The organism is Bordetella sp. MIP270_01_BMS (assembly GCF_054958705.1).
Genome location: NZ_CM143297.1, coordinates 4,185,981 through 4,211,760 on the forward strand (window position 1 = coordinate 4,185,981; position 25,780 = coordinate 4,211,760).

The 25,780-nt window shown below is 65.2% G+C and carries 23 protein-coding genes and 1 tRNA gene; 11 read left to right on the forward strand and 13 right to left on the reverse strand.

Translation table 11 applies throughout. The annotated features are described in order from the left end of the window. Positions 1–7 precede the first annotated feature (7 nt). The 3 genes from ACV17W_RS19645 to ACV17W_RS19655 all read right to left on the reverse strand — a co-directional run bounded on the left by ACV17W_RS19645 (position 8) and on the right by ACV17W_RS19655 (position 2,983). Positions 8–1,906, reverse strand: a complete 1,899-nt coding sequence (locus ACV17W_RS19645) for a sensor histidine kinase (RefSeq protein ID WP_462594040.1) — start codon at positions 1,904–1,906, stop codon at positions 8–10. Continuing rightward, on the reverse strand, positions 1,903–2,736 hold the full coding sequence (locus tag ACV17W_RS19650; RefSeq protein WP_462594041.1) for a response regulator transcription factor: 834 nt from the start codon (positions 2,734–2,736) through the stop codon (positions 1,903–1,905). Before ACV17W_RS19650 ends, ACV17W_RS19645 begins: the two co-directional genes overlap by 4 nt. A 170-nt stretch (positions 2,737–2,906) precedes the next feature. After that, positions 2,907–2,983 (reverse strand) — tRNA-Pro (locus tag ACV17W_RS19655). A gap of 186 nt (positions 2,984–3,169) precedes the next feature. Here ACV17W_RS19655 and ACV17W_RS19660 point away from each other — a divergent pair. Both ACV17W_RS19660 and ACV17W_RS19665 read left to right on the forward strand, forming a co-directional pair. Then, positions 3,170–3,670, forward strand: a complete 501-nt coding sequence (locus tag ACV17W_RS19660; protein WP_462596591.1) for an MgtC/SapB family protein — start codon at positions 3,170–3,172, stop codon at positions 3,668–3,670. Positions 3,671–3,770: 100 nt separating this feature from the next. Next, the gene (locus tag ACV17W_RS19665) at positions 3,771–4,478 is read left to right on the forward strand and encodes a class I SAM-dependent methyltransferase (protein ID WP_462594043.1); all 708 of its coding nucleotides are present in this window, start codon (positions 3,771–3,773) and stop codon (positions 4,476–4,478) included. Positions 4,479–4,507: 29 nt separating this feature from the next. On the opposite strand, the gene ACV17W_RS19670 is transcribed toward ACV17W_RS19665, so the two are convergent. Further along, positions 4,508–4,891, reverse strand: coding sequence for an RNA-binding S4 domain-containing protein (locus ACV17W_RS19670; protein WP_462594044.1), 384 nt, complete (start codon positions 4,889–4,891; stop codon positions 4,508–4,510). 236 nt (positions 4,892–5,127) lie between these two features. Between ACV17W_RS19670 and ACV17W_RS19675 the strand changes: the two genes are divergently transcribed. From ACV17W_RS19675 to ACV17W_RS19700, 6 genes are all read left to right on the forward strand, one after another. After that, positions 5,128–6,360 carry a thiamine pyrophosphate-dependent enzyme gene (locus tag ACV17W_RS19675; RefSeq protein WP_462594046.1) on the forward strand — a complete coding sequence of 411 codons (1,233 nt, stop codon included), beginning with the start codon at positions 5,128–5,130 and terminating at the stop codon, positions 6,358–6,360. Between the two features lie 2 nt (positions 6,361–6,362). Continuing rightward, entirely contained in the window at positions 6,363–7,406 is a 1,044-nt protein-coding gene (locus ACV17W_RS19680) for an alpha-ketoacid dehydrogenase subunit beta (protein ID WP_462594048.1), read from the forward strand. A 1-nt stretch (position 7,407) separates the two neighbouring features. After that, a complete protein-coding gene (locus ACV17W_RS19685) occupies positions 7,408–8,844 on the forward strand; it encodes a dihydrolipoamide acetyltransferase family protein (RefSeq protein ID WP_462594049.1) in 1,437 nt (478 codons plus the stop codon). Next, positions 8,841–10,238: a dihydrolipoyl dehydrogenase gene (gene lpdA / locus ACV17W_RS19690; RefSeq protein ID WP_462594050.1), complete on the forward strand. Its 1,398-nt coding sequence runs from the start codon at positions 8,841–8,843 to the stop codon at positions 10,236–10,238. The genes ACV17W_RS19685 and lpdA overlap by 4 nt, the downstream gene beginning before the upstream one ends. A gap of 146 nt (positions 10,239–10,384) precedes the next feature. After that, on the forward strand, positions 10,385–10,912 hold the full coding sequence (locus ACV17W_RS19695) for an isochorismatase family protein (RefSeq protein ID WP_462594051.1): 528 nt from the start codon (positions 10,385–10,387) through the stop codon (positions 10,910–10,912). Between the two features lie 37 nt (positions 10,913–10,949). After that, on the forward strand, positions 10,950–11,600 hold the full coding sequence (locus tag ACV17W_RS19700; protein ID WP_462594052.1) for a VOC family protein: 651 nt from the start codon (positions 10,950–10,952) through the stop codon (positions 11,598–11,600). A gap of 28 nt (positions 11,601–11,628) precedes the next feature. Here ACV17W_RS19700 and ACV17W_RS19705 read toward each other — a convergent pair whose 3' ends face one another. From ACV17W_RS19705 to ACV17W_RS19715, 3 genes are read right to left on the reverse strand one after another with little or no spacing between them, the layout of a single operon-like run. Then, positions 11,629–12,642, reverse strand: coding sequence for a Bug family tripartite tricarboxylate transporter substrate binding protein (locus tag ACV17W_RS19705; protein WP_462594054.1), 1,014 nt, complete (start codon positions 12,640–12,642; stop codon positions 11,629–11,631). Positions 12,643–12,681: 39 nt separating this feature from the next. After that, on the reverse strand, positions 12,682–13,614 hold the full coding sequence (locus tag ACV17W_RS19710; protein ID WP_462594055.1) for a hydroxymethylglutaryl-CoA lyase: 933 nt from the start codon (positions 13,612–13,614) through the stop codon (positions 12,682–12,684). 12 nt (positions 13,615–13,626) lie between these two features. After that, a complete protein-coding gene (locus ACV17W_RS19715) occupies positions 13,627–14,823 on the reverse strand; it encodes a CaiB/BaiF CoA transferase family protein (RefSeq protein WP_462594056.1) in 1,197 nt (398 codons plus the stop codon). Between the two features lie 171 nt (positions 14,824–14,994). On the opposite strand from ACV17W_RS19715, the gene prpR reads away from it, so the two are divergent. Next, the gene (prpR, locus tag ACV17W_RS19720; RefSeq protein WP_462594057.1) at positions 14,995–16,914 is read left to right on the forward strand and encodes a propionate catabolism operon regulatory protein PrpR; all 1,920 of its coding nucleotides are present in this window, start codon (positions 14,995–14,997) and stop codon (positions 16,912–16,914) included. A 9-nt stretch (positions 16,915–16,923) separates the two neighbouring features. On the opposite strand, the gene ACV17W_RS19725 is transcribed toward prpR, so the two are convergent. Then, a complete protein-coding gene (locus ACV17W_RS19725; RefSeq protein WP_462594058.1) occupies positions 16,924–18,198 on the reverse strand; it encodes an MFS transporter in 1,275 nt (424 codons plus the stop codon). Positions 18,199–18,515: 317 nt separating this feature from the next. Between ACV17W_RS19725 and ACV17W_RS19730 the strand changes: the two genes are divergently transcribed. Together ACV17W_RS19730 and ACV17W_RS19735 are read left to right on the forward strand one after the other, a co-directional pair. Next, positions 18,516–19,874 carry an MmgE/PrpD family protein gene (locus ACV17W_RS19730; protein WP_462594059.1) on the forward strand — a complete coding sequence of 453 codons (1,359 nt, stop codon included), beginning with the start codon at positions 18,516–18,518 and terminating at the stop codon, positions 19,872–19,874. A gap of 33 nt (positions 19,875–19,907) precedes the next feature. Continuing rightward, the gene (locus tag ACV17W_RS19735; RefSeq protein ID WP_462594060.1) at positions 19,908–20,915 is read left to right on the forward strand and encodes an ABC transporter substrate-binding protein; all 1,008 of its coding nucleotides are present in this window, start codon (positions 19,908–19,910) and stop codon (positions 20,913–20,915) included. Positions 20,916–20,935: 20 nt separating this feature from the next. Here ACV17W_RS19735 and ACV17W_RS19740 read toward each other — a convergent pair whose 3' ends face one another. From ACV17W_RS19740 to ACV17W_RS19760, 5 genes are all read right to left on the reverse strand, one after another. Further along, complete coding sequence (locus ACV17W_RS19740; RefSeq protein WP_462594061.1) at positions 20,936–21,901, reverse strand: Bug family tripartite tricarboxylate transporter substrate binding protein; 966 nt, start codon at positions 21,899–21,901, stop codon at positions 20,936–20,938. Between the two features lie 43 nt (positions 21,902–21,944). Next, positions 21,945–23,123 carry a CaiB/BaiF CoA transferase family protein gene (locus tag ACV17W_RS19745; RefSeq protein ID WP_462594062.1) on the reverse strand — a complete coding sequence of 393 codons (1,179 nt, stop codon included), beginning with the start codon at positions 23,121–23,123 and terminating at the stop codon, positions 21,945–21,947. A gap of 8 nt (positions 23,124–23,131) precedes the next feature. Beyond that, complete coding sequence (locus ACV17W_RS19750; RefSeq protein WP_462594063.1) at positions 23,132–24,070, reverse strand: hydroxymethylglutaryl-CoA lyase; 939 nt, start codon at positions 24,068–24,070, stop codon at positions 23,132–23,134. Between the two features lie 142 nt (positions 24,071–24,212). After that, positions 24,213–25,118 carry a LysR family transcriptional regulator gene (locus tag ACV17W_RS19755; protein WP_462594064.1) on the reverse strand — a complete coding sequence of 302 codons (906 nt, stop codon included), beginning with the start codon at positions 25,116–25,118 and terminating at the stop codon, positions 24,213–24,215. Between the two features lie 15 nt (positions 25,119–25,133). Next, complete coding sequence (locus tag ACV17W_RS19760) at positions 25,134–25,775, reverse strand: flavin reductase family protein (protein ID WP_462594065.1); 642 nt, start codon at positions 25,773–25,775, stop codon at positions 25,134–25,136. Positions 25,776–25,780 lie beyond the last annotated feature (5 nt).

Consider the following 25,780-nt stretch of genomic DNA (forward strand, 5'->3'; position numbering starts at 1 on the left):
GCACTTTTTATGCCCGATCAAAACCATTGCTCGGCCGGATTTTTTCGGGCGGACGGCGCCCGTGCTCATTATTCCGACGGCAGCCGGTGTCGGAGTCGAGCAGCGCCAGCTTTTCCAGGCGCGCCAAGTCCAGCGCCTGCACCGCGTCTCGAACTTCGGTGTAGTAGTCATCGAATCCGGGATGCCATTGCACTGCCCTGGCCAGCCAGTCTTCGATGTCGGTCAACCGCCCGTCGCGCACCAGCATGGCAAGTTCCAGGCGCGCCGCGGCCGGCGGCGCGTCCAGCCAGGCGTACTGCGCCTCGGCTTCCAGTTCCGCGTCGGCATGCGCGCGGGCCGGCACGAGTGTACCGTCGGTTTCCGGCAGGTCCAGTTCAAAACTGAACTCGCTGCCCTGGCCCGGCAGGCTGTTCACCTCGAGCTTGCCGCCCATGCTCTCCACGATCCGCGACGAAATCAGCAGGCCAAGTCCCACGCCGCCCTGCGATCGCTCGAGTTGCGCATAGGCCTCGAATATTTTGTCCTGATCGGCCGGGTCGATGCCGGTGCCTTCGTCTTTGACGCAGAAACTCATGCGCCAGTGCTTCGAGGCGCGGTCCGGCTGCGCGTCGACGATGAGGCTGATATTTCCCCTGGGTGTAAATTTCGCCGCATTCGACAACAGATTCAACAGCACTTGTTGCAGCCTGCGGCCATCCACCTCTATCCGAGCGGGCAGCAGGTCGGGCGCTACGTATGCAAAGCGTATGGATTCCGAATGGCACAGCATGCGCCCGTTGGCGGCAACTTCGCTCAGCAGTCCCGGCAGATGCGTGTCCACGGGCGCCAGGTACAGCGGAGAGAGTTCGGCTTTGGAGTATTCGAGAATGTCGTCGATCAGCGACACCTGGAAATCGACCGATCTCTGGATGGCGTCGAGGTAATCAGCACGCACGGGTGCGGCGCTGTTGCGCATCAGACGCACGTAGCCCATGATGGTCGCCAGCGGGGCGCGAAGGTCGTGCGCCACGTAGCTCAAGCTCTGTACCCGCTGCTGCATGGTCGCGCGCACGCTGGCGACTTCCTGCATCAGTGCCGCGGTCTGCCGCGCAAGCTCACCGCTGGTCGATACCTCTTTCCCGTCCGGCAAGTGCTCGAGCCAGACCGGCGCCGCGGGCTGGTAGCGGCCCAGGTAGCGCAGCCAAATGGCGAGCACCGCCAGGTTGGCAAGCCCACTCACCAGATATTCGGCTTCCAGCGTCGGAAGGGCTGCATCGGCGCCCGGCGGCTGCGGCAGGAACATTGCTATTCCGTCCAGGCGGAGCAGCAGCTGTACCAACGCAGATACAGAGGTCCAGACCAGCGGACCGGCCAGGGGCGACGTATCATGCAACCGGGCCCCGAGCAGGGCGAAGCACCCACACGCGCCGGCGGCCAGCATCAAAGCCAGTTGTCCGGCGGTATAGGGTAGCCACAGCGCGATCAAGTTCAGCAGGACGATGCCCGCTGCCGTGAAGGCGGCCGTCCGGACTCTGACATGCCATGCCGTGCGGCGTGGCGCGGCGCTGCTCGCCAGTCCGATCGTTGCGATGGCCAGGGTGGCGCCCGCCAGCGCCTCGGTCGCGGGGAAGTGCAGCCAGCGTTGGTCCAGCGGCGCGGGAATGCCGGGATGGCCGAGCGTGATCTGGAAGCCCGCGGCGCACAGGGAGGTGATCGCCAGCCAGGCATACCGGCGCGAGCGGGTCAGCAAGCACCGCAGCGCGGCTATGCCCGCCAGCGTCACGAACGCGCCTACGAACATGCCTTGAGCCAGCACCGCCAATGGCATCGTGCTGGCGGCAAGGGTGTCCTGCAGCGCAGATCCCATCATGGCATCCAACGCGGTCAGGGCGCCGGTCGCGCCGCGCGCGGAAACGCCCGCGATCATTGCGGACCCCTGTGCTGCGGTGACATCGATGGGGGATTCGCCTCGTGATCGTCCGGTTCATCGTGGCGGGCGATGCGTTGGCGATACTCGGTTGGGGTAATGCCGGCCTTCTTGCGAAACGCCGTTGCGAAATTTGCCGGGGTTGAAAAGCCGGTCTCGGCGGCGATATCGGTGATGCTCAGTGTCGTGTCGTCGAGCAGCCCCTGCGCCATATGCAGCCGCTCATCACGCACGTATTCAAATACCGTTTTACCAAGAACTTTGCGAAACGCCTGCGAAAGTTTCTTTTCATAGGTACCCACCTTGCGAGCCAGTTCCTGCAGATGGGGCGGAGCCGCCAGGCAATGCGCCAGATAGCTGGTGGCGGCGTTCACGATGACCTGCTCGGCGCTGAGCCGCTGGCGCGCCGCGGGGGCCTGCGCCACTGGCGGCGCGCTGCCCGACGCCGAGCGCTTCAAGTGGATGCGGATGCGGGCCAGCACCTCGGCAGGATCGAACGGCTTGAGCACGAAATCCACGCCACCGTCCTGCAGGCCGCTCAGGCGTTCTTCAAGGCTGCGCGTGGCCGACAGGAAGAAGATGGGGATGTGCGCCGTCGCCGGATTGTGTTGCAACAGGCGGCACGCGGTGAACCCGTCGGTATGCGGCATGCGCAAGTCCATGATGATCAGGTCTGGCGCTACCGCTACCGCGCGCTTGTAGCCCTGGTGGCCATCAAACGCCAGCGTGATCCGAAAATTCTCGCCGCGTAATAATTCGACCAAAAGCTTCAATTCATCCGGATTATCGTCCACAATTAGCACATGATGTCGCGTGCTTGTACAGATCATCGTTCAAGACTCCGTGGTGACTGGGTGATGCGTCCAACACCATCGCACGCCCGGGTCTTGTTTTTTTATCAGTGTGTGCGGTCGCCTGTGGGGCCGACCCCGGCTCGGAAAGAATTCCAGGCACGACAAAAAGGGCTTACAGATTTCCATCTGTAAGCCCTTGAAATTTTTGGTCGGGGCGGCGGGATTCGAACTCGCGACCCTCTGCTCCCAAAGCAGATGCGCTACCAGGCTGCGCTACGCCCCGACGAGCCGCTATCACTAGCAGCGGGGAGGCATTGTACCCCAGGTCGCGCCGCATGCCAGGCCAGACCACCCGACCATGTTATTTCTGATACAGGCACGCGACTTGCAAGCCGATATGATGGCTTGCATGTCCATCGCGGGCGGTTTGATGACGCGGCTGGGCATCGCCATTCCGGGAGACCTACGCATGACTGTCTGGCAAGAGATCTGGACCACGGTCTACAGCGAATTCAGCGATATCCCCGACGTGGCCGAGGCGACGCGGATTGTGCTTCGCCTGGGCACAGCCTTCGTGCTCGGGGGGCTGCTGGGTTACGAGCGCGAGCGCCGCGGCAAGGCGGCGGGGCTGCGCACACACATCCTGGTGGCCCTGGGCGCCGCCATGTTCGTATTGGTGCCCCTGCAGGGCGGCATGGAGGTCGACGACCTGAGCCGGGTGCTGCAAGGCGTGATCGCCGGCATCGGCTTCCTGGGTGCCGGCGCGATCATCAAATTGAGCGGCGAAGGCGAGATACACGGCCTGACCACATCCGCCAGTATCTGGATGACAGCGGCAATCGGCGTGGCTGCCGGCATGGGGCGCGAGGCTACCGCGGTGCTCAGCGCCTTGATAGCCCTGTTCGTGTTGGCCGCGCTGAGGCGGTTCGAAAGACGTATCGAAGCGCAGCGCAAGGCCGAAGAATCTTGAAAACGGCCCAGCTCGATCGCGGGGTGCGCGAACGCGGTCTGCGGTGCGCGAACCGTGGCGCCGCCGCGGCACGATTCTTCCGGCTCACGGCTCCAGGCCCATGACCCACCGCGCCAAGCCCCATCATCCTGTCGTGCTTGAAATCCTGCGGGAACGCCGTGCCCATAGGATCCTGGACGCGCCGTGCGGCCAGGGCTGGTTGGGCGAACAATTGTCCAGGCACGCCCCGCAGGTACAACTGGATGGCTTGGGCCTATGGGAGTTTCCGCAAGCCACTGATTTCTATCGATCGGTGCGGGAGCACGACCTCGATGAGCCGTTGCCACCGCTGGACTGCCGTTACGACGCCATCGTGTGCGGCGAAGCGATTCACCTGGTGACGAACCCGGGCCTGCTGCTGAAGGGATTCCGGCAGGCGCTGCGCCCCGGCGGCACCGTGATCATCACGACCCCGAACACGTGGTTCGCCGGTTCGCGCGGCCAGTTCCTGCTGCGCGGTTTTCATTCCGGCTTCAGTCCCATGGTGGGCAAGAAGCGGGGCGAATACATCACGTATTTCCCGTTTTCGTTCCCCCAGTTGCATCTGCTGCTGGATCACCACGGGTTCACGAACATAACCCTGCACGAAGTGCGCGAGCCGAAACCTCGCCGAGCCATGGAACGCCTGCTGGCCTGGCCGGGCAAGCTCTATTGCCGAAAACGCGCCGCGCGCGCCCGGTCGCCTGCCGAGCGCGAGTATTGGCGTCAGGCGGGCAGCGCCCAATCGCTGTACGGACGCAGTCTGGTGGTTTCTGCCACGGCGCCTTGAGCGAAGTCGCGATACGCCGGACACGAACCCTATTTGCCGCGCAACTGCCCGATGAGCCGGCGATCTCGCTTGGTGGGCCGGCCGTCGGCTATGGTCTGCGACGGCTCGGGCGCCAGGCGCCGCATTTCGGCGGCCCGCTCGCGCGAAAAAATGCTCTCCAGGGTTTCTTCGTACAGCTGGCGCGCTACCGGGGCCGGCCCGCGCACCGCGGAAAGCGCTCGCACGTAGACGTGCACGGGCGGATCTTCTTTGCGCACGGTGATGAGGTCATCGATCGCAATGTCGCGCGCCGGCTTGGCGGCTTGGTCGTTGACCAGTACCCGCCCTTTGTTGATTTCCTGTACGGCCAGGCTGCGAGTTTTATAAAAGCGCGCAGCCCATAACCATTTGTCGAGTCGCATCTTGTCCGCCATGCCCGGATTTTAGCCGCAGCACTGCCGTCGTGGTGTTTCAACATGCGCAACGGCGCCGGACATCCACCCGTTCACGGGCGGCGCGACGTCCGGCGCTTGTGCTAATCTGCTTTCCAGCCAGAGGCGCTGCACTTACCCCGCGCGCACTCCGGTAGCGGCCGAATGCGCGGTTACCTCCAGCACCAGGCCTTTGCAAAGCAAGAACGCATGACACGATCAAGCGTGGAGACATAACCATGAGCCAATACGGCCCGCTGAAACTGCACGTCCCCGAGCCCACCGGGCGGCCGGGTTGCAAGACCGACTTCTCATATCTGCATTTATCGCCGGCTGGCGAAATTCCCAAACTACCTATTGATGTCGCCGCCGTCGATACCGGCGCGATGGCGTATCAGCTGGTGCGCGTCATCGACGACGACGGCCGGGCGCAAGGCCCCTGGGCGCCGCAGCTCGACCCCGACACCTTGCGTGCCGGCATGCGGGCCATGCTGAAAACGCGCCTTTTCGATGCGCGCATGCTCACGGCCCAGCGGCAGAAGAAAATCTCGTTCTACATGCAGAGCCTGGGCGAAGAGGCCATCGGCTCGGCGCACGCGCTGGCGCTTGAGCCGGGCGATATGTGTTTTCCCACTTACCGGCAGCAAAGCATTCTGCTGACTCGCGAGGTGTCGCTGGTCGAAATGATGTGCCAGCTGATGTCCAACGAGCGCGACCCGCTCAAGGGTCGACAGTTGCCGGTAATGTATTCCAAGCGCGAGGCCGGCTTCTTCACGATATCGGGCAACCTGGCGACGCAGTTCATCCAGGCCGTCGGCTGGGCCATGGCATCGGCCATCAAGGGCGATACGCGGATCGCCTCGGCCTGGATCGGAGATGGCGCCACGGCTGAGGCCGATTTCCACACGGCGCTGACGTTTGCCCATGTATACAGGGCCCCCGTCATCCTGAACGTGGTGAACAACCAGTGGGCGATTTCAACGTTCCAGGCCATTGCGGGAGGCGAAGGCGCCACCTTCGCCGGGCGCGGCGTGGGTTGCGGCATCGCGTCGCTGCGGGTCGATGGCAACGATTTCCTGGCCGTGTATGCGGCGTCGAGCTGGGCAGCCGAGAGGGCGCGCCGCAATCTGGGCCCCACGCTGATCGAATGGGTCACCTATCGTGCCGGTCCCCACTCTACGTCGGATGACCCGTCCAAGTACCGCCCAGGCGACGACTGGAGCCACTTCCCGCTCGGGGACCCGATTGCCCGGTTCAAGAAGTACCTGGTGGCATCGGGCCTGTGGTCCGATGCCCAGCATGAGGCCTTGAAGACGGAGCTCGAAGCCGAGATCCTGGCGGCCCAGAAAGAGGCTGAAAGCCACGGTACGCTGGTGGATGGCCACGTGCCCAGCGCCGCCAGCATCTTCGAAGACGTCTACAAAGAAATGCCGGAACATCTGCGCCGGCAGAGGCAAGAGCTGGGAGTCTGACCATGGCTGACGAAATGAAGAAAGGTCAGGCCTCCGCGCCGATGACCATGATCCAGGCTTTGCGTTCGGCCATGGATGTCATGCTTGAACGCGATCCGAACGTGGTGGTTTTCGGCCAGGACGTGGGTTATTTCGGCGGCGTGTTCCGGTGCACCGAAGGCCTGCAGGCCAAATATGGGCAGTCGCGGGTTTTCGATACGCCCATTTCGGAAGGCGGCATCGTGGGTGTGGCGGTGGGCATGGGAGCCTATGGTCTGCGCCCCGTCTGCGAAATCCAGTTCGCCGACTATTTCTATCCTGCGTCCGATCAGATCGTGTCCGAGGCGGCTCGCCTGCGCTACCGCTCGGCCGGCGAATTCATCGCCCCCATGACCATACGCATGCCTTGCGGCGGTGGCATCTATGGCGGGCAGACGCATAGCCAGAGCCCCGAGGCCATGTTCACGCAGGTCTGCGGACTGCGTACCGTGCTGCCGTCCAATCCCTATGACGCCAAGGGTCTGTTGATCGCGGCCATCGAGAATGACGACCCCGTCATCTTCCTGGAGCCCAAGCGCCTGTACAACGGTCCGTTCGACGGCCATCACGACCGGCCGGTGACGCCCTGGAGCAAGCACCCCGCCAGCCAGGTTCCCACCGGCTATTACACGGTGCCGCTCGAGTCCGCCGCCGTGGTGCGGCCCGGCCAAGCCCTGACCGTCCTGACCTACGGCACGACGGTGTACGTGTCTCTGGCTGCCGCGGAGGAAGCCGGCCTGGATGCGGAAATCATCGATCTGCGCAGTCTGTGGCCTCTGGACCTGGACACTATTGTGAATTCCGTGCGCAAGACCGGACGCTGCGTGGTCGTCCATGAAGCCACGCGCACCTGCGGCTTTGGCGCCGAACTGGTGTCGCTGGTGCAGGAGCATTGCTTCCATCACCTCGAAGCGCCTGTCGAGCGCGTGACCGGCTGGGATACGCCCTATCCGCACGCGCAGGAGTGGGCGTACTTTCCCGGTCCGGCCCGCGTGGGCGCGGCGTTCAAACGCGTGATGGAGGCATGACATGGGAATCCACATCATCAAAATGCCTGACATCGGTGAAGGGATCGCCGAAGTCGAACTCGTGGCCTGGCATGTACAGGTTGGAGACACCGTTACCGAAGACCAGCCGCTGGCTGACGTCATGACCGACAAGGCCACGGTGGAAATCCCCTCCCCGGTGGTGGGCAAGGTGGTGGCGCTAGGCGGAAACGTTGGCGACACCATGGCAGTAGGCAGCGAACTGATCCGCCTGGAAGTCGAGGGCGCCGGGAATGCAAGAACCGGTGCGTCGCAGCCGCCCGGCACCGACGCACCGGCCGAGTCACGTTCAGAGCCCGGGCCCGAGCTCGCGCGCACCGTCGATCCGTCGCCGGCGCCGGCAGGGGGTATCGCGGGCCAGCTGGCGCGCGAAATGGCTACCGGCGCCGCGGCCGCGCGCGGCGCGGCGGCATCTGGCGCCCCGACGCGCGGCAATACAGGGCCCGACGTGTCGACGCCCGGCGTGTCGACGCCCGGCGTGTCGACGCCCGGCGTGTCGACGCCCGGCGCTGCCGCACCGGCTGTTGTCCGCCAGGCGGGCGAGCGGCCCCTGGCGTCGCCCGCGGTGCGCAAGCGCGCTTGGGACCTGGGCATAGAACTGCGATTCGTGCCGGGCAGCGGCCCGGCCAACCGCATCCTGCATGAAGACCTGGATGCTTATCTGCAAGGGCAGGGCCGTGCCGGGGTGCAGCCCGGCTCAGGTTATCGTGAGCGCCACGAGCAGGAGCAGATACCGGTGGTGGGCTTGCGGCGCAAGATTGCGCAGAAGATGCAGGAGTCCAAGCGCCGCATTCCGCATTTCAGTTATGTGGAAGAAGTCGACGTGACCGAGCTCGAAGACCTGCGCGTGCAGCTCAATCGCAAGTACGCCGAAGGGCGCGGCAAGCTGACCCTGCTGCCCCTGCTGGCGCGGGCCATGGTGCTTGCCTTGCGCGACTTCCCGCAGATCAACGCGCGTTTCGACGACGAGGCCGGCGTGGTCACGCGCTACGGCGCCGTCCACCTCGGCGTGGCCACGCAGACCGACGCGGGCCTGATCGTGCCGGTGCTGCGACACGCCGAAGCCCGCGACATATGGGCGCTGGGCGCCGAGATTGCGCGCCTGGCGCAGGCCGTGCGCAGCGGCAAAGCCGAACGCGACGAACTCAGCGGATCCACCATCACCCTCAGCAGCCTGGGGCCGCTCGGGGGCATTGTCAGTACGCCCGTCATCAACCACCCGGAAGTCGGCATCGTCGGCGTGAATCGCATCGTCGAGCGGCCGGCCTTCCGTCATGGAGCCGTGGTGGCGCGCAAGCTGATGAACCTGTCGTCATCGTTCGATCACCGCGTCGTCGACGGCATGGACGCCGCCCAATTCATCCAGGCGGTGCGGGCATTGCTGGAGCAGCCTGCGCTGCTCTTCGTGGAGGCGCCATGAGCCAGACCATCACCACGACGCTGTTGATCATAGGCGGTGGCCCTGGCGGGTACGTGGCCGCCATACGCGCCGGGCAGTTGGGTGTTCCCGTGACCCTCATCGAAGGCCAACGGCCTGGCGGCACCTGCCTGAACATCGGCTGCATTCCCTCGAAGGCGTTGATTCATGCCGCCCATGAATTCGAGCGCGCCCGCGAGTACACGCACCAATCGCCGCTGGGTATTTCGGTGCAGGCCCCGGCTATCGATATTGCCCGCACGGTTGCCTGGAAAGACGGCATCGTCGACCGGCTGACGGGCGGCGTTGAAGCCTTGTTGAAGAAAAATGGCGTGCAATGGATACGCGGCTGGGCGCGAGTACTCGATGGCAAGACGGTCGAGGTCGACAGCGGGCAAGGCGTGCAGCGCGTCCAGTGCGAGCACCTGTTGCTGGCGGCCGGCTCCGAACCCATGCCGCTGCCATCCATGCCGTTCGGCGGCAGAGTGATTTCATCCACCGAGGCGCTGTCGCCGTCTTCCATTCCGCAGCGTCTGGTGGTCGTGGGCGGCGGGTATATCGGCCTGGAATTGGGCACGGTGTATCGCAAGCTGGGCTCGAATGTCACCGTCGTCGAAGCGCAGGACCGCATCCTGCCCACCTATGACGCCGAACTGACCAAGCCGGTGGCGGCTGCGCTCGGACGTATGGGTATAGAACTGTGCCTGGGGCGCAAGGTGCTGGGCATGAATGCGGCCGGCGACGCTGTGCGTGTGCAGGATGCCGGCGGCGCAGAAGACGCTTTGCCGGCCGACCAGGTTCTGCTGGCCATCGGACGGCGGCCGCGTACCCAAGGGTGGGGGCTGGAGCAGTTGCAGCTCGATCGCGCCGGCAGCGCCCTGCGCATCGACGACCAGTGCCGTACCTCGATGCGCAATGTGTGGGCCATCGGCGATCTTGCCGGCGAGCCGATGCTGGCGCACCGGGCCATGGCGCAAGGCGAAATGGTGGCGGAACTGGTGGCGGGCGAGCGCCGGCGTTTCCTGCCGGCTGCCATCCCCGCGGTCTGTTTCACAGATCCCGAGATCGTCACGGCGGGGCTCGCGCCAACCCAGGCACAGGCAGCCGGGCTCGATTGCGTATCGGCCGTTTTTCCGTTTGCCGCCAATGGGCGCGCCATGACCCTCGAGAGCACGGAGGGCTACGTGCGGGTAGTGGCGCGTCGCGACAATCACCTGGTGGTGGGTTGGCAGGCGGTCGGACGTGGCGTGTCGGAACTGGCGGCGGCCTTTGGGCAGTCGCTCGAAATGGGTGCCCGGCTCGAAGACATCGCCGGCACCATACACGCCCATCCCACCCTCGGTGAAGCGGTACAGGAAGCCGCCTTGCGGGCGCTGGGGCACGCGCTGCATATCTAGGCGCGGGGGGCGCTGTAATGCATGGCTGCCCGCCGGTCTGGCGGGCAGCGCCCCCTGACGTGCCCTAATGCTCGGCAGCGGCTGTTGCGTTCCGGCGCGCCGGGGTAGACTGGTTTTTTCCAGGCAGGTCGTCCATGTCCCCAGCCTTGCTCATCATCGACGTACAAGTCGCGCTGTTTCAATCCGTGCCACGTCCGGCCGACGCCGAACAGACTGTTGCGCGCATCAACATGCTGGCGCGGCGGGCCCGTGCGTGCGGCGTGCCTGTCGTCTATATCCAGCACGAGTGCGCTCACTCGGGTCTTGCTCCGGATTCGCCGGGATGGGCATTGTTGCCCGACCTGGAGCGTGGGGCAGGCGACTATGTCTTAGGCAAGACCACCGCCGACGCTTTTCTCGGCACCCGCCTCGCCAGCCTGCTGCAGCAGTTGCATGTTTCCTGCGTCACAATCTGCGGCTACGCTTCCGAGTTCTGCGTGGACACCACGGTGCGCCAGGCGGCTGCGCGGGGTTATGACGTTTTGCTGGCGTCCGATGCGCACACCACGCACGACAAGCCGCATGCCTCGGCAAAAGACATCCGGCTTCACCACAACCTGACGCTTGCCTCCATATCGAGCTTCGGTCCGCGCATTTGCGCCATTCCGTCTGAGCAGATTACCTTCGCGTCATGAGCGCCATGCCGCCGCAACGATCTACAGGCCGTCTCGCATGAAAACCTTTCTGGACCATATCGCCGTAACCGCGCCCGATCTGCGCAGCGGCGCAGAGTTTGTCGAGCAGGCCCTTGGCGTCAGGCCGCAGGCGGGCGGGTCGCACCCGCGCATGGCCACGCATAACCTTTTGCTGCGTTTGGGCTGCGATACCTATCTGGAAGTCATCGCACCGGACCCGGCGGCCGCGCCGCCCGGCCGGGCGCGTTGGTTCGCGCTGGACGCGCTGGCGCACGATGCGGCGCCCAGGCTGGCCGCCTGGGTTGCGCGCACCGACGATATCGAGGGCGCGGTCCGCGCGTGCGCAAACCTGCAGGGGGCGGTGGAACCCATGACGCGCGGCAGCCTGGCCTGGCGCATCACCATACCGGCGGACGGCGCCCTGCCAGAGGGGGGCGCCGTGCCCGCATTGATCCAGTGGGACACCGCGCCACATCCGGCCAGCACGCTCGACGACCTGGGCTGCAGCCTGCTCGGATTGGAAGTGTTCCACCCCGAGCCGGCTCGCATCCGCGCGCTGCTGGATACGGTGTCGTTTACGGGACCCGTGCAGGTGCATGGGTTGCCTGCGGGCGCCGAAGTGCGTCTCACAGCGCGTATCTCCACGCCCGCCGGGCTGCGCACCTTGCCGCTGGCCGGCGGGCGCTGAGACTCGATCCTCTGGAGGCCCGCCGCAGTCAGTCCGCGCGGATCTTCGCTTTCTTGACGATGTCCTCGTACATAGCCAGGTCACTGGCGATCTGCGCGCGGAATTCCTGCGGCGTATTGCCAGATGCGGTAATACCCAACCCTGCCAGCCGTTCCTGGATGTCCGGGGTATGCACGACGGCGTGGATCTCGCGCTGCAGCTTGGCCACGATCTCGTCCGGCGTGCCGGCGGGCGCAAGTATGCCGATCCACGAGTTGGCCACGAAGTCCGGCACGCCGGATTCGGAAACCGTGGGCACGTCCGGCAGCGAAGCCAGGCGCTTGTCGGAGCTGACGGCAATGGCCTTGATCTGCTGGCGTTGCACGTAGGGATAGGCGCCCGCCACCGCGGTGTACAAGAGCGGCAACGAGCCGCCCACCACATCCGCCATGGCCTGGCCGCCACCCTTGTACGGAATGTGCTCGAGCTTGGCGCCGGTGCGCTGTTGCAGCAGCGCGCCGGCAAGGTGCGGGGTACTGCCGACGCCGGCGCTGCCGTACGATACGCCGTTCGGTTGGGTTTTCGAATAGGCCACCAGTTCCTGCAAGGTGTTGGCGGGCAGCGACGGATTGGCAACTATGATCAGCGCGGCATCGCCGATTTTGCTCACCGGCGCCAGGTCCTGCAGGGTGTCGAAGGGGATATGGGCGTGCACGTGAGGATGGATGACGAGCGTGCCGTCGAAACCCACCACCAGGGTATAGCCGTCGGGGGTGGCCTGCGCGGCCATCTGCGTGCCGATATTGCCGGATGCGCCGGGCTTGTTATCGACAATGACCTGCTGCCCCAGGCGCTGGCCCAGCTTGTCGGCCACCAGGCGAGCGCCGGTATCGGTGACGCCGCCAGGCGCAAAAGGCACGATCAGCCGTATCGCACGCGTAGGGTACTGCTGTGCGGACTCGGCGGCGTGAGCGGTGGTCAGGGTTGCCGGCAGCAGCGTGCAGAAGGACGCCAGGGTGGCCAGCAGAGTGGCCCGTCGCCGGGCGGAGTGGAACGAATGCATGGAAGTCTCCTGTTGTTGTCGTTAGTGCGATGCGATCGCTTATGCCATTGCGGCAACCGGCTTGGCGCCGGGGTACTGGCGGCGCAGCCACTTGCTGCTGCGCCCGCCCAATTCCATGCCCAGCACCGACTCGGCATAGGCTACGGCCCGCATCAGGCCGGGCAATGAAATGTGCGTGACCAGGCCGCTGCCCTGAGCCATCAGCACCAGGTCTTCAGTGGCCGCATTGCCGGCGGCGCCCGGGGCAAACGGGCAGCCGCCGATGCCGCCCACACTGGCGTCGAAACGCCGAACGCCGGCCTCGATGGCTGTCCACGCGTTGGCGGCGGCCAGTCCACGTGTGTCGTGGAAGTGTGCGGCCAAGCGTTGCACCGGCACGGCTTGCGCCAAGGCTTCGAAATGCGCCTTGACCCGGCCGGGCGCGGCCGAGCCTATTGTGTCCGCGATCACGATCTCGTCGGCACCGGCTTCGTGCATGGCGGCGGCCAGGCGCAACACCGTATCCAGCGAGGTCGGCCCCTCGAAGGGGCAGTCGAACGCCACCGCCACATAGGCCCGGGTGCGCAGTCCCAGGCGCGCTGCGGCCTGCAGGGTTTGAATCGACATCTGAGTGGCTTGCTCCAGCCCCATGTTGATGTTCTTCTGGTTCATGGTTTCAGTGGCCGACAGCACCACCGCCACTTCGCGCGCCCCGGCGGCATGCGCTCGCTCCAGCCCTTTCAGGTTGGGCACCAGGGCCGAGGCGCGCAGGTCCGGCAATAGCCGTTGCACCTGAGGCATCAGCTCGGCCGCATCGGCCATCTGGGGAACCGCCTTGGGCGAAACAAAGCTGGTGGCCTCGACGCTGCCAACCCCAGCCGCGTGCAGCAGCCGGATGAGCTCGAGCTTGGCGGCCGTGGGTACCGGCACACGTTGATTCTGCAGGCCGTCGCGTGGGGATACGTCAGTGATGATAAGGGTATCGCTGTCCATGAGGGCATCTCGTCAGGCAATGGCGCCGGCCGCGCGCAGCGCGCCGAGCCGGTCGCGGCCATAGCCGGGAAGGGCCCCCAGCACGGCGTCGGTATGCTCACCCAGCTCGGGCGGGGCGGCGAAATCCCGCGCGCCGGCGGCGGACAATTTCACCGGATTGCCGGGCATCTGGATGGTGGTGCCCGATTTCAAGGGCACGTCGACGACCATGTCGCGCGCACGGACCTGCGGATCCGACAGGGCCTGGCGGAAATTGTTGACCGGGCCGCAGGGTATGCGGGCCGCCGACAGCTTGCGCAGCCAGTGTTCGGTGGGCTGCGTGCGCAGTTCCGCACTGACGATGGCGTCGATGTCCGTCTTGGCGGCGTAGCGTCCAGGCTGAAGGTCATATTCGGGCTTGCGCAAGGCCGGCAAGTCGATGCAGTCCAGGAAACGCCGCCAGAAGGCATCGCCAATGCAGGCCACTATGACGTGGCCGTCGGCGGTGGGATAGCTGTTGTAGGGCACATGCACGAAATGGCCGTTGCCGATGCCTTCCGGCACGATGCCCGACATCAAGTGCATGGTGGCCATGTAGTTCAGCAGAGATATCTGGGCGTCCAGCATGGAAACGTCCACATGCTGGCCGAGGCCGGTTCGTTCGCGTTCGGCCAGCGCTGCCAGCACGCCGATAGCACCGAAGATGCCGCCGCCCAGGTCTCCAATGGGAATGCCGCTGCGGGTGGGCCCCTGTTCGGGCCTGCCCGTGATGGACATGCCGCCGCCCATGGCCTGCACCACTTGGTCGAAGGCAGGACGCTGGGTGTCCGGCCCTGTGCTGCCAAACCCCGTGACCGAGCAGGTGATGATGCGCGGGTTGATGCGGGATAGCGAGTCGTAGTCAATGCCCAGGCGCTGCGTCACGCCGACGCTGAAGTTGTCGAACACGACGTCTGCGCTGCGTACCAGGTCTTTGAAGACACTGAGCCCGGCCTCGCTTTTCAAGTCGATGCACACGCTGTGCTTGTTGCGGTTCAGGGTCAGGTAGTAGGCACCCATGCCGTCGCGCGAATAATCCGGATCGTGCTCGAGCAGCCGGCGGGTTCCTTCCCCGCTGACGGGGGGTTCGACCTTGATGGTGCGTGCCCCCAGGTCGGCGAGCAGCATGGTGCCGTAGGGCCCCGACAGCATGTGGGTCAGATCCAGGACGGTAACGTGTTCAAGCGCCAAAGTGGTCTCCTGTGTTGCGTGGCGGATATCAACATCGGTTATGCAAGGTTCATGCCAGGTTTGGCTCGCATTTAAGTCATTGAAATATAAACACTTAAAAAGTACCCGCCCTGATTGCGTGTTTCATGAGACATTAATGAAACATCGATCCTCATCAGTGAAACGTTCAACATGAGCTACACCGACCCCAAGGCGCGCACCGATCTCCCGCGCCTGTGCTTTTTGAGCTATCGGCAGATACGCGAGTTCGCCATGCCGGTGATTGCGGAATACGCCGGACGCGCCCAGATCGAAGTTGTCGACGGCACGTTTGGGGGGGCGCTGGCCATCGCCCACGACAGGCTCGAACGCGGGTTGGTCGATGCGTTCGTCAGCGCCGGCTCGAACGCAAGCATCCTGCGCGCCGGCCTTCAGGCGCCTGTGGCCACCATCCAGCTCAGCGGCTTCGATTTGCTTCAGGCCCTGATCAAGGCGCGCCGTCTCGCAGACCGGGTGGGCGTCGTCATGTATGGCCGCACGATTCCTGAGCTCGACGCCGTCAAGGCCCTGCTCAATATCGAAATCGTCCAGCACGCCTACCAGACGCCGGATGATGCGCGGCAACGCTTTGAACAGCTGCGGCGGGACGATTTCCAGGTCATCGTGGGTTCCAGCCTGGTGGTCGAACTTGCCGAGCAGGCCGGTCTGCATGGTTTGCTGGCCTATTCGCTGGCCAGCGTCCGCAAGGGCTTCGAAGACGCGATAGAGCTGGCCAGGGTGGCGCGCCTCGAGGCCGGCCGCTACGAGCAATTGAACGGGGTGTTGCACAGTCTGCAGGACGCCGTGCTGGCGGTCGACCGCGAACACCGGGTCATTGCGATGAACCCGTCCATGCAACGGCTGCTGGGCCTGGACAGCACGGGCGCGCTCGGGCAACCGCTCGAGCGGCTGCAGCGGGGCCTGTCACTGCGCGCCACGCTGGAGAGTGGGCAGTCCGAAAGCGCCGGGCTATTGCGCCTGGACGCGCGCGATTGGGTGGCCAACCGCACACCCATACGCGAACGTGGCGCGATTGTCGGCGCGGCCCTGACGCTATACGACGCCGGGCGCATTCAAGAGGCCGACACCAGTCTGCGGGTGCAGCAGAGGCGCCGCCAGAATACCGCTCGGTACCGGTTTGCCGAACTGATCGGGCAGAGCCCGCGTTTCGTGCGTGCCATCGAGTCAGCACGCCGTTATGCGAAAACCGATCTTACGGTGCTTATCAGCGGTGAAAGCGGGGTGGGCAAGGAACTGTTTGCCCAGGCCATTCATAACGACAGCCTGCGCGCCGACCGGCCATTCGTGGCGGTCAATTGCGCTTCGTTTCCCGAGACGCTTCTCGAAAGCGAGTTGTTCGGGCACGAAGAAGGCGCCTTCACAGGTTCACGCCGGGGGGGAAAGCGGGGCCTGTTCGAAGCCGCCCATACAGGCACGTTGTTCCTGGATGAAATCGGCGACATGCCGCTCCCCCTGCAGAGCCGCCTGCTGCGGGTTCTGCAGGAACGCGAAGTGACCCGGCTGGGCGCGACGGCGGCCATTCCCGTCGACGTGCGGATCATCGCAGCCACGCATCAGCCCTTGCACGAGATGGTGGCCCAGCGGCGGTTTCGCCAGGACCTGTACTACCGCATCAATACGTTGAGAATCGAGATCCCCGCGCTGCGAGACCGGCCGGACGACATCCCGTCGCTGGCGGAGGTGCTCGTGAACCGGTGTCTGGATCGACTCGGTGTGCCGGGCGAGGCCGCCGCGCTGATAGCGCCCTGGCAGGCACGGCTGCGGGGCTACAGCTGGCCGGGCAACGTGCGTGAGCTCGAGAATATGTGCGAGCGGATGGCGGTTTTCCTGATGACGTATCGTCCTGGCGCTGAGGTGGACCACGAGGCGTTGCGGCACGATTGCCCGGAGCTGTACACCGTCGGCATTGCGCCGGATACGCAGCCCGCGTCGCGTCGGGCCCGTGCGCTTCAGGCGTTGCAGTCCTGCGGCGGCAATCGCCAGGCCGCGGCGCGGCAGCTGGGCATCAGCCGCGCCACGCTGTGGCGCTGGGCCAACGACCCGGGCGACTGAGCCGGGCCATCAGTGCGCCATGCGCGGCGGGGCGGTGAGGGTGAAACCCTGCTTGGGCAGGCGCAGCGAGATGATGGCAGCCGCCAGCAAGACCAGGCCGGCGCAGCTGAACGCCACCCAGTGCGTGCCGAAGGTTTCGTAGCCCCAGCCGCCCAGCCATGAACTGATCATTCCGCCCACCTGGTGACCCAGATAGGCGCAGCCATACAGCACTCCGACCAGGCGCACGCCGTATATGTCCGCCAGAATGGCCGATGACATGGCGATGCTGCCAGACCACACCACACCGCCGATCGCCGCCGCGACGTACAGTTCCCAATGGGTGCCGACCATCAGCAAGGCGAAGAACCCCAGGGCGCGAATCAGGTAGATAGTGGCCAGGATTTTCCGCCGGGGCAGGACGTCGGCCACGCGTCCCAGCACCAGGGTGCTGAAGATCGCCACCAGACCGATCATTCCTATGCCAAGCGAACTGGTGGTGGCGTCGAAGCCATGGTCCATCAGCATGGGCATGCCGTGGGTACCCAGCAGGTTCATACTGAAACCGCAGGCGAACAGCCCCAGCGTGATCTTCCAGAACGGGGCGGTGCGCAAGGCGGCGCGGAAACTCAGGCTTTCGGGAAGAGGGGCTCCGCGGCTCTGGGCCGACTTGGCGGCGATCTGCTCAGGCGTCAGGTCGGTGTGCGGCGGGGCCTGGTCGCGCATGACGAACAGGGCCATGGGCACCACGAGCACGGTGAAAACCACTGCGAAACCCACCAGCGTGGTCTGCCAACTGGTGCTTTCGACCGCAAACGCCAGCGCGGGCGTCATGACCGCAATGCCGGCCATGGAGCCGGTAGACAGGAAGAACAGCGCCATGCCACGGCGGCGGGTGAACCAGCGGCTCAATATCGGTGTGACCGCAACCGGGCTGGTGAAACCCAGCCCCACGGACATCAGCACGCCAAAGGAAAGCAGGAAGCTGACGGGGCCGTGCGCATTGACCGTCCAAAGTGTCGATATGGCCACGATGATGGTGCCCAGGAGCAGCACGAAACGGGTGCCGTGGCGCGCGACCAGCATGCCGGCCACCGGCATGGCCAGGCCATAACATAGCATGCCGATCGCGACGATCGTGGACAGCAGGCTGCGGCTGAATCCCAGGTCTTGCGCCATGGGCAGGAACAAGGGTCCCACCCCCATGCGCATACCCACCGTAAGCAGGGTCAGCACCGTGGCGGCCGCCACGATATTCCATCCAAAGTACCAGCTTGTTCTTGCCGCGGCCAACTTCGTCTCCATGAGTGTCAGCGCCTTATCCCAGGGCGTGTGCAGGCGAGATTGTCGAACATTTCCGCATCATGCGCTCGCTGCTGTCCGCTAAGCGAACAATCGTGCCGCGACGCGGCCTTTCGCGCGCGATCGGAATCGGCCAACGCACGCGGCGGACATGCCCAGGCGCATTGCGGATCGCTATACGCACGCGCCCAATGCGCCGTCCGGTCATACAATATGATTGACACATCGACTTATCGATTCGTATGATCCGGCTGACGGGCCGAAGCAGCCCGGGTGGAACGGCTGGCGTCCAGACTGGCCGGAAACGGAGACAAAGTGCCATGGGCGACACCGACACCCGCGACCTGACGCGGCAAGTGGCCGATTATGTGGTCGCTGCGAAGTTGGACGACATTCCGTCCGAAGCCCGTCATGAGGCGAGGCGTGCGCTGGTGAACTACCTTGGGTGCGCCCTGGGCGGCAGCCGGCATTCGGCCATGGATATCACGCTGGCGGCGCTGGGGCCTTACGCCGGCCCGCCTACCGCGCACGTCCTGGGCCGGCCTGAACTGGCGGATCCGCTGCTGGCCGCGCTGCTCAACGGCATCAGCTCCCACGTTCACGACTACGACGACACCACGCCCAGCAACTATATCCATCCGACATCGCCGGTAGCCTCGGCGTTGTTTGCCTTTGCCAGCATGCATCCGGTACGGGGCGCCGACCTGGAGCTGGCCTATGTGTTGGGTTATGAGGTCGTGACGCGCATCGGCGATGCCACGTATCCCGCGCATTACGACGCCGGCTGGCACAGCACGGGCTCGGTCGGAGTTTTCGGGGCTGCCGTCGCAATCGGCAAACTACTGGGCCTGGATGCGCGCCAGATGGTCTGGGCCATCGGCCTGGCGGCCACGCAGTCGGCGGGCCTGCGCGAGATGTTCGGCTCGATGGCCAAGTCGTTCCACCCAGGGCGGGCCGCGCAGGGCGGCTACACGGCGGCCCTGCTGGCGCAGCGCGGCTTCACGGCTGGCGTACATGCGCTCGAAGGGCCCCGGGGATTCGCCGCGGTCGAAGCCGAGAAATACGATCTGTCGATCGTCAACGCCGAGCTGGGGCGGCAATACCATCTGCACCAGAATACCTACAAGCCGTTCCCTTGCGGAATCGTGATACATCCCACCATCGATGCTTGCATCCAGCTGCGCCGCTCGCACCAGATCGACGCGCGCGAGATCCAGGCAGTGAACCTGCGCGTCGCACCGCTGGTGAGAGACCTGTGCGACCAGCGCGACATCAGCACGGGCCTGCAGGGAAAGTTCTCGGTGTATCACGCTGCAGCCATCGGGCTGGTCCGAGGCAAGGCCGGGCTGGCCGAATTCACCGATGAGACGGTCAACGATCCGCTGATCAGGCAGGTGCGCCAGTGCGTCGTGCCGCATGCCGATGCCTCAATTCCGGAAGACAGCGTGCATGTGGAAGTCCTGATGCGCAGTGGCAGGACGCATGGCCTTTTGCTCGAACACGCGCTGGGCAATGTGCAGCGGCCGCTCAGCGACGCGCAGCTCGAAGAAAAATTCCGCGACCAGGCAACGGTCTTGCCGGCGCGGCAGGTGGACAGGCTGATCGCCGAGTGCTGGCAGCTGGAACGCCTGGACGACGTGCGCAAGCTGGTGGCTTTGGCAGTTCCCGAGGCGTCATAGCGCGCCTGCACGCAGCACCCCAAGGAGGAAACCATGAAGACTCTCACAGCCGTACTCATGCTGGCCGTGGCGGCGGCCTGCCCATCCATTGCGCGCGCCGAGGTCAGCGAACTGCGTATCCCGTTGGGAGCAGGGGGGTTTGGCTTTCTGCCGCTGCACATGATGCAGAAGCACAAGCTCATCGAACAACAGGCTGAGAAGGCGGGCCTCAAGGTCACGGTCGACTGGGCGAAACTGGGCGGACCTTCGGCCATGATCGATGCCCTGCTGTCAGGCTCGGCGGATTTTGTGTCGGCCGGGCCGCCTTCATTTCTTATCCTGTGGGATCGCACCAAGGGCAGCAGCGACGTCAAGGGGGTGGCGGCGATGAGTTCCATGCCCATGTACCTGAATACGCGCGCCGCGCACCTGAAGTCCATCGACGACCTGAAGCAGGGCGACAAGATTGCCGTGACTTCCGTGAAGTCGTCGATACCGTCCATCATCATGCAGATGTACGCCGTCGAGAAATACGGCAAGGACCAGGCGTTCCGTTTCGATCCGTACACCGTCACGATGGGGCACGCCGATGCCGCGGCCGCCTTGCTTTCCGGCAGCAGCAACATTACGGCGCACTACGCCTCGGCGCCGCTGGCCCAGCTCGAGCTGCGAACCGAAGGGGTGCGCACCATCATGAATTCGGACGATGTGATGGGCGGGTCGACCACCTTCACCATGGTGTCCACCACCTCGAAATTCGCCAGGGAGAACCCCAAGGTCACCGCCGCCTTCGTGGCTGCCTTGAAACAGGCTCAGGACATGATCAAGCAGGACAAGCGGGCCGCGGCCGAGGTGTTGATCGAGTCAATGGGGGGCGGAAAGACCTTCAGCGTGGAAGACATGGTGCGCATTCTGGATGACCCGGCCACCAAGTACACCACCACGCCCGAGCATGTGATGAAGTACGCCATTTTCATGCACGAGATCGGCTCGCTGAAAAACCGTCCGCAGGCCATCGGCGATCTGTTCTTCGACTACGGCGCAATTGCCGCGGGCAACTAGCCCGCGGCTCAGGACAGGCTTCAGTTCAGTTGCAGGTTTGCCTGGTCGATGACCGGCTTCCATTTCTGGAAGTCTTTCTTGATCGTCTCGGCAAAGGCCTCCGGCGTGGTGGGCATGGCCTGTGCCCCCTGCGCCGCCAGCGCCTCGCGCATGTCGGTCGTGGCCAGGATCTTGTTCAACCCGGTGTTCAGCGTGGTGATCACCGACTGCGGAGTCTGGGCAGGGGCCAGCAGGCCATACCACACGCGCACGTCGAAATCCGGGTAACCCAGTTCGGCCACGGTGGGCACGTCAGGCATCGCCGGACTGCGCTTGGGCGAGGTGACGGCCAGCGGAATGGCGCTGCCCGCCTTGATCTGAGGCGCGGCCGACGGGATCGAGGTGAAGATCACCGGCACCTGGCCGCCCAGCAGGTCGGCCATGGCCGGGCCCGAGCCTTTGTACGGCACGTGTACCATCTGGATGCCGGCGCGTTGCTGCAGCAGCTCGGCTGCCAGGTGAGTGATGGTGCCCGCTCCGGGCGACCCATAGTTCACTGCGCCCGGGTTGGCGCGGGCGGCGTCGATCAGCGACTTCAGGGTGGGGTAGGGGCCGTCCTTGCGCGCCACCACCACGAGCGGCGCCTCGCCCACGATGCCGATAGGCGCGAAGTCCTTGACCGGGTCGTAAGACAGCTTGCTGTACATCGAAGGCGCGATGGCCAGGTTGTCGATCTGGCCCATGACGATTTCATAGCCGTCGGGGTTGGCACGCGACGCGGCCGTCAGTCCGATGGTGCCGCCGGCCCCCGGCCGGTTCTCGGCCACGACCGTCCATTTCTCGGACTCGCCGAGCTTGGTGGCTACGGTGCGCGAGAGAAAATCGGTGCCGCCGCCCGGCGTGAAGGGAACGATCAGCCGGATGGGCTGGCTGGGGTAGCTGCTCTGCGCGCAAACGGGCAGGGCCGCTGCCAGCGCGCAGGCGGCAAATAGGGAACGATATCGCATGTAGGGGGTCTCCTGGTTGTATGGATGCGCGGTCGGGCAGGGGTCAGATCACCCGCTGGTCGCGCAGCGCCTGTATCTCGGGCAGGCTCCTGCCCAGTTGTTGCAATATTGCTTCGGTATCTGCTCCCAGTGCGGGCGCCGGCGCGGGGCTGGGGCGGCCTGCCTGCTGAAAGCGGATGGGCAAGCCTAGCATGCGGACCGCGCCATGCGGGCCGTGCTCGACGTCTATCGCCATTTCCTGCTGTATGACCTGGGGGTCTTCGAATACCTCGCGCAGCCCAAGCACGGGGCCGCACGGCACGCCATGCTGGTTGAGCCTGGCGATCCAGTATGCGCTGTCGTGCTCCCGCGTGCGTGCTTCCACCAGGGCTTTCAGTTCCTGGCGGTGCTGCATGCGCAATGCGTTCGTCTGGAAGTGGGGATGGGCGCGCAGTTCGGGCATCATCAGTGCGTCGATGAACTTTTCGTACATCGCGTCATTGCTGGGCGCAATGGCCACCTGCCCGTCGGCGGTCTCGAACAGCCCGTAGGGCGCCACCAGGCCATGGTCGTTGCCCGTGCGTGCGGGCAACTGGCCATTGGCGAAATAGTTCGACGCGTGAAAGCTCAGCAGCCCTATCATGCTGCCCAGCAGGCTCACATCCAGCGTTTCGCCCAAACCGGTGCGTTCGCGGCGCAACAGCGCCGCCACCACGCCCAGCGCCCCGTTCATTCCTGCCACCAGGTCGCTGATGGGCGGACCGACGCGCATGGGTGGATCGGATTCGGCGCCGTTCAGGCTCATGAAGCCGCTCATGGCCTGCGCAATGAAGTCGAACGCCGGGCGGTCCCGGTATGGGCCGCTGGCGCCGAAGCCGTTGATGCCGCAGTGGACCAGGTCGGGCCGCAGTGCTTTCAGGCGCTCCGGGCCGAAGCCCATCTTGTCCAGGATGCCGGGCCGGTAGTTCTCGACCAGGACATCGCTGGCGGCGATCAGGTCTGCCAGGATGTCCTTGCCCTCCTGGCTGTACAGGTTCAGCGTGACCGATTTTTTATTGCGGTTGTAGTTGGCGAAATACCAGCTCAACCCGTCGCGGATCACGCCCTGGTGCCGTACCGGGTCGCCCTCGCCGGGTGTCTCGACCTTGATGATCTCGGCGCCCAGGTCGCCCAGGATCGCCGTGCAATATGGTCCCGAGATGATGCGGGTCAGGTCCAGGACGCGATAGCCTGACAGTGGCATGGCGGCCGTCATCCCTGGGCCACCGCGGCGGCTCGATGGTCATGCAGGGCCAGGCGGGGCCCCGACTTCATGACCTGGCCTGGCAAGGGGCGGCCCACCACTTCCTGGATGTCATGCGCAGCCTCGATCAGCGACGGTAGCGCGATGCCCGAGTCAATGCCCAGCTCGTCGAGCAGGTACACCAGGTCTTCTGTACAGATATTGCCAGTGGCGCCCGGGGCGAAGGGGCATCCGCCCAGGCCGCCCAGCGACGATTCGTAGGTCGTGATGCCCGCGTGCAGGCCTTCCATGACATTCACCAGGCCGATGCCCCGCGTGTTGTGGAAGTGCAGCGCCAGCGGCATGTCTGGAAATGCCGAGCGCAATGCATCGACAGTCTTGCGCACCAGAGGCGGCGTGGCCATGCCCGTGGTGTCGCCCAACGTGACGCTGTCGAATCGAAGCCGGGCGAATTGCGCCACGATGTCCTTCAGTGCGCCGATATCCACATTGCCCTCGAAGGGGCAGCCGAACGCCACCGCGATGGCGCCTTTGCGGCCCATGGAGCTGCCCTGCAGCAAGGTGGCGATCTCTTCCATATCGCGCAGCGACTGTTCGATGGGGCGGTTGAGATTCTTCTGGTTATGGGTCTCGGTGGCCGACAGGAACACGATCACTTCGTCGGCCTTCGATTCCAGGGCCCGTTCGACGCCCTTGCGGTTCGGGGCCAGGGCGCCCAGCTTAACGCCCGGCCGCCGGTTCACCTGCGCCAGCACCTCGGCGGCGTCGCGCAATTGCGGCACGGCGCGAGGCGATACGAATGACGTTGCCTCGAAGTGCCTGACCCCGGCATCGATCAGGCGGTTCAACAACCGCACCTTGACCGGGGTGGGCACGAATTCGGTTTCGATCTGCAGTCCGTCGCGCAGACCCACTTCGACGACGTCGACACGGTCGGGATAGCTCAAGATAGTCTCCTTGCCTCGTGCCGGCAGGCCCGAGATCAGCTTTTGCGCGTATCTTGCAAGACGAGTCGTCCCTGGGCAAATCGCAATTATTCGAGTGGCCATCGCGATCCGCGATGGCTCGCGGTCGCATGCGTGCCCGGCGTCAGCGAGGTTGCGGCGGAACCTGGGCCAGTAGGTGTTCAAGCAGCAGCCGCGAGGCGCCCGACTGGGCCGCATCGGCCCGCGTGCACACCTTGAGCTGCCGGTGTGCCCATGCGTCGGCCAGGGGAATCAGGCGCAGGCCCTGCATGGTGTAGCTGGACAACGCCAGGGCCGGAACGATGCCCAGACCCATGTCGGCGCGCACCATTGCCACCAGGGCGTCGTAGGAAGTCACCTGGAAGCGCAGCCGCAAAGTGCGGTTCAGCGCCGCCGCCTCGCGCAGGTGCAGATAGTTGGCCGCGCTTCCCCGGTGCATCCCGACATGGTCGAAATCCAGCGTCTCGGCGAACTCCACGCGGTCACGGTCTGCCAGCGGGTGCGCGGCGCCGACCAGCACGGCCAGCACGTCGCGGTGGTAGGGGTGGATCGCCAGGCCGTGTTCATTGTCCGACTGCGTATACACGCCAATATCGGCGGCGTTGTCGATCACTGCGCGCGTGACCGCTTCGCTGACCTTTTCTTCGAGGTCGATCTGCACGTTGGGGTGCAGTTTCAGGAAGCTGCGTAATTGCGCGGGCAGGAACTGCGTAATGGATGACAGGTTAGCCGCGATGCGCACATGACCGCGCAGGCCCGCCGAAAAATCGCGGATCTCGTCGGTCAGGTCCTGCGTCTGGTGCAGCAGGGCCCGGGCGCGCCGTGCCAGTGCTGTTGCCGCCAGCGTGGGCTCGACTCCCCGCGCGTGGCGCTGGAAGAGGGTGACGTTCAGCGTGCGTTCGAGTTCCGACAATCGTTTGCTGAGCGCGGACGCGGCGATGTGCTCGCGCTGGGCGGCCGCGGCAATGCTGCCTTCTTCCAGTACGGCCAGGAACACCTGCAGGCTGTAGAGGTCCAGGCGGACACGCATGAGCAGGACGCCGACTCAGGTGGCGCTGGCGGCGCCGTCGCGCCAGGTGGCCTCGGTCAGGCGCGGCATCTCGACCAGGTTGTCCTGGATGCTGTACCAGCCCCCGCCGTGCATGCGGCCGACCAGGCCCAGGCGCGGGGTATCGATATAGCATCGCTCGGCGTCCAGCACGGCGTCGTCGGTGACATGAATGGCCAGTACATCCGCCACGATGATGTGGCGGTTCGCGGCCACGTCCAGCACCTGCCGGACCCGGCATTCCATCGAAACCGGGCTTTCAGCGATACGGGGCGGCCCCACCTTGAGCGACGGAGCGACGGTCAGGCCGGCGGCCTGCAGTTCGTCGACGCCGGGCGCGAAGTCGATGGCCGTCACGTTCATGTGCTGCATCAGGCTGGCAGACACCATGTTGATCACGAAGCCGGCCCCCTCGCGCAGGTTGGCGCCGGTGTCTTTGGGACCGTCGGGCCTGGGCCCGACACCCAGGCAGACCACGGGCGGTTCGCCCGACATCGCGCCGAAAAATGAGAAGGGCGCGGCATTGGTGCGGCCCTGCTCGTCCTGGCTCACCACCCATGCGATCGGGCGTGGCACGATGGTCGACATCATCAGTTTGTAGGTATTGCGGCTGTCGAGCGCGGCGAAGTCGAAGTACATGGTGT

Bases quoted from the DNA above. Each gene is read 5' to 3' on its own strand.
- ACV17W_RS19645 (WP_462594040.1), bottom strand. From the start codon at position 1,906: ATGATCGCGGGCGTTTCCGCGCGCGGCGCGACCGGCGCCCTGACCGCG.
- ACV17W_RS19650 (WP_462594041.1), bottom strand. From the start codon at position 2,736: ATGATCTGTACAAGCACGCGACATCATGTGCTAATTGTGGACGATAAT.
- ACV17W_RS19660 (WP_462596591.1), top strand. From the start codon at position 3,170: ATGACTGTCTGGCAAGAGATCTGGACCACGGTCTACAGCGAATTCAGC.
- ACV17W_RS19665 (WP_462594043.1), top strand. From the start codon at position 3,771: ATGACCCACCGCGCCAAGCCCCATCATCCTGTCGTGCTTGAAATCCTG.
- ACV17W_RS19670 (WP_462594044.1), bottom strand. From the start codon at position 4,891: ATGGCGGACAAGATGCGACTCGACAAATGGTTATGGGCTGCGCGCTTT.
- ACV17W_RS19675 (WP_462594046.1), top strand. From the start codon at position 5,128: ATGAGCCAATACGGCCCGCTGAAACTGCACGTCCCCGAGCCCACCGGG.
- ACV17W_RS19680 (WP_462594048.1), top strand. From the start codon at position 6,363: ATGGCTGACGAAATGAAGAAAGGTCAGGCCTCCGCGCCGATGACCATG.
- ACV17W_RS19685 (WP_462594049.1), top strand. From the start codon at position 7,408: ATGGGAATCCACATCATCAAAATGCCTGACATCGGTGAAGGGATCGCC.
- lpdA (WP_462594050.1), top strand. From the start codon at position 8,841: ATGAGCCAGACCATCACCACGACGCTGTTGATCATAGGCGGTGGCCCT.
- ACV17W_RS19700 (WP_462594052.1), top strand. From the start codon at position 10,950: ATGAAAACCTTTCTGGACCATATCGCCGTAACCGCGCCCGATCTGCGC.
- ACV17W_RS19705 (WP_462594054.1), bottom strand. From the start codon at position 12,642: ATGCATTCGTTCCACTCCGCCCGGCGACGGGCCACTCTGCTGGCCACC.
- ACV17W_RS19710 (WP_462594055.1), bottom strand. From the start codon at position 13,614: ATGGACAGCGATACCCTTATCATCACTGACGTATCCCCACGCGACGGC.
- prpR (WP_462594057.1), top strand. From the start codon at position 14,995: ATGAGCTACACCGACCCCAAGGCGCGCACCGATCTCCCGCGCCTGTGC.
- ACV17W_RS19725 (WP_462594058.1), bottom strand. From the start codon at position 18,198: ATGGAGACGAAGTTGGCCGCGGCAAGAACAAGCTGGTACTTTGGATGG.
- ACV17W_RS19730 (WP_462594059.1), top strand. From the start codon at position 18,516: ATGGGCGACACCGACACCCGCGACCTGACGCGGCAAGTGGCCGATTAT.
- ACV17W_RS19735 (WP_462594060.1), top strand. From the start codon at position 19,908: ATGAAGACTCTCACAGCCGTACTCATGCTGGCCGTGGCGGCGGCCTGC.
- ACV17W_RS19740 (WP_462594061.1), bottom strand. From the start codon at position 21,901: ATGCGATATCGTTCCCTATTTGCCGCCTGCGCGCTGGCAGCGGCCCTG.
- ACV17W_RS19745 (WP_462594062.1), bottom strand. From the start codon at position 23,123: ATGCCACTGTCAGGCTATCGCGTCCTGGACCTGACCCGCATCATCTCG.
- ACV17W_RS19755 (WP_462594064.1), bottom strand. From the start codon at position 25,118: ATGCGTGTCCGCCTGGACCTCTACAGCCTGCAGGTGTTCCTGGCCGTA.
- ACV17W_RS19760 (WP_462594065.1), bottom strand. From the start codon at position 25,775: ATGTACTTCGACTTCGCCGCGCTCGACAGCCGCAATACCTACAAACTG.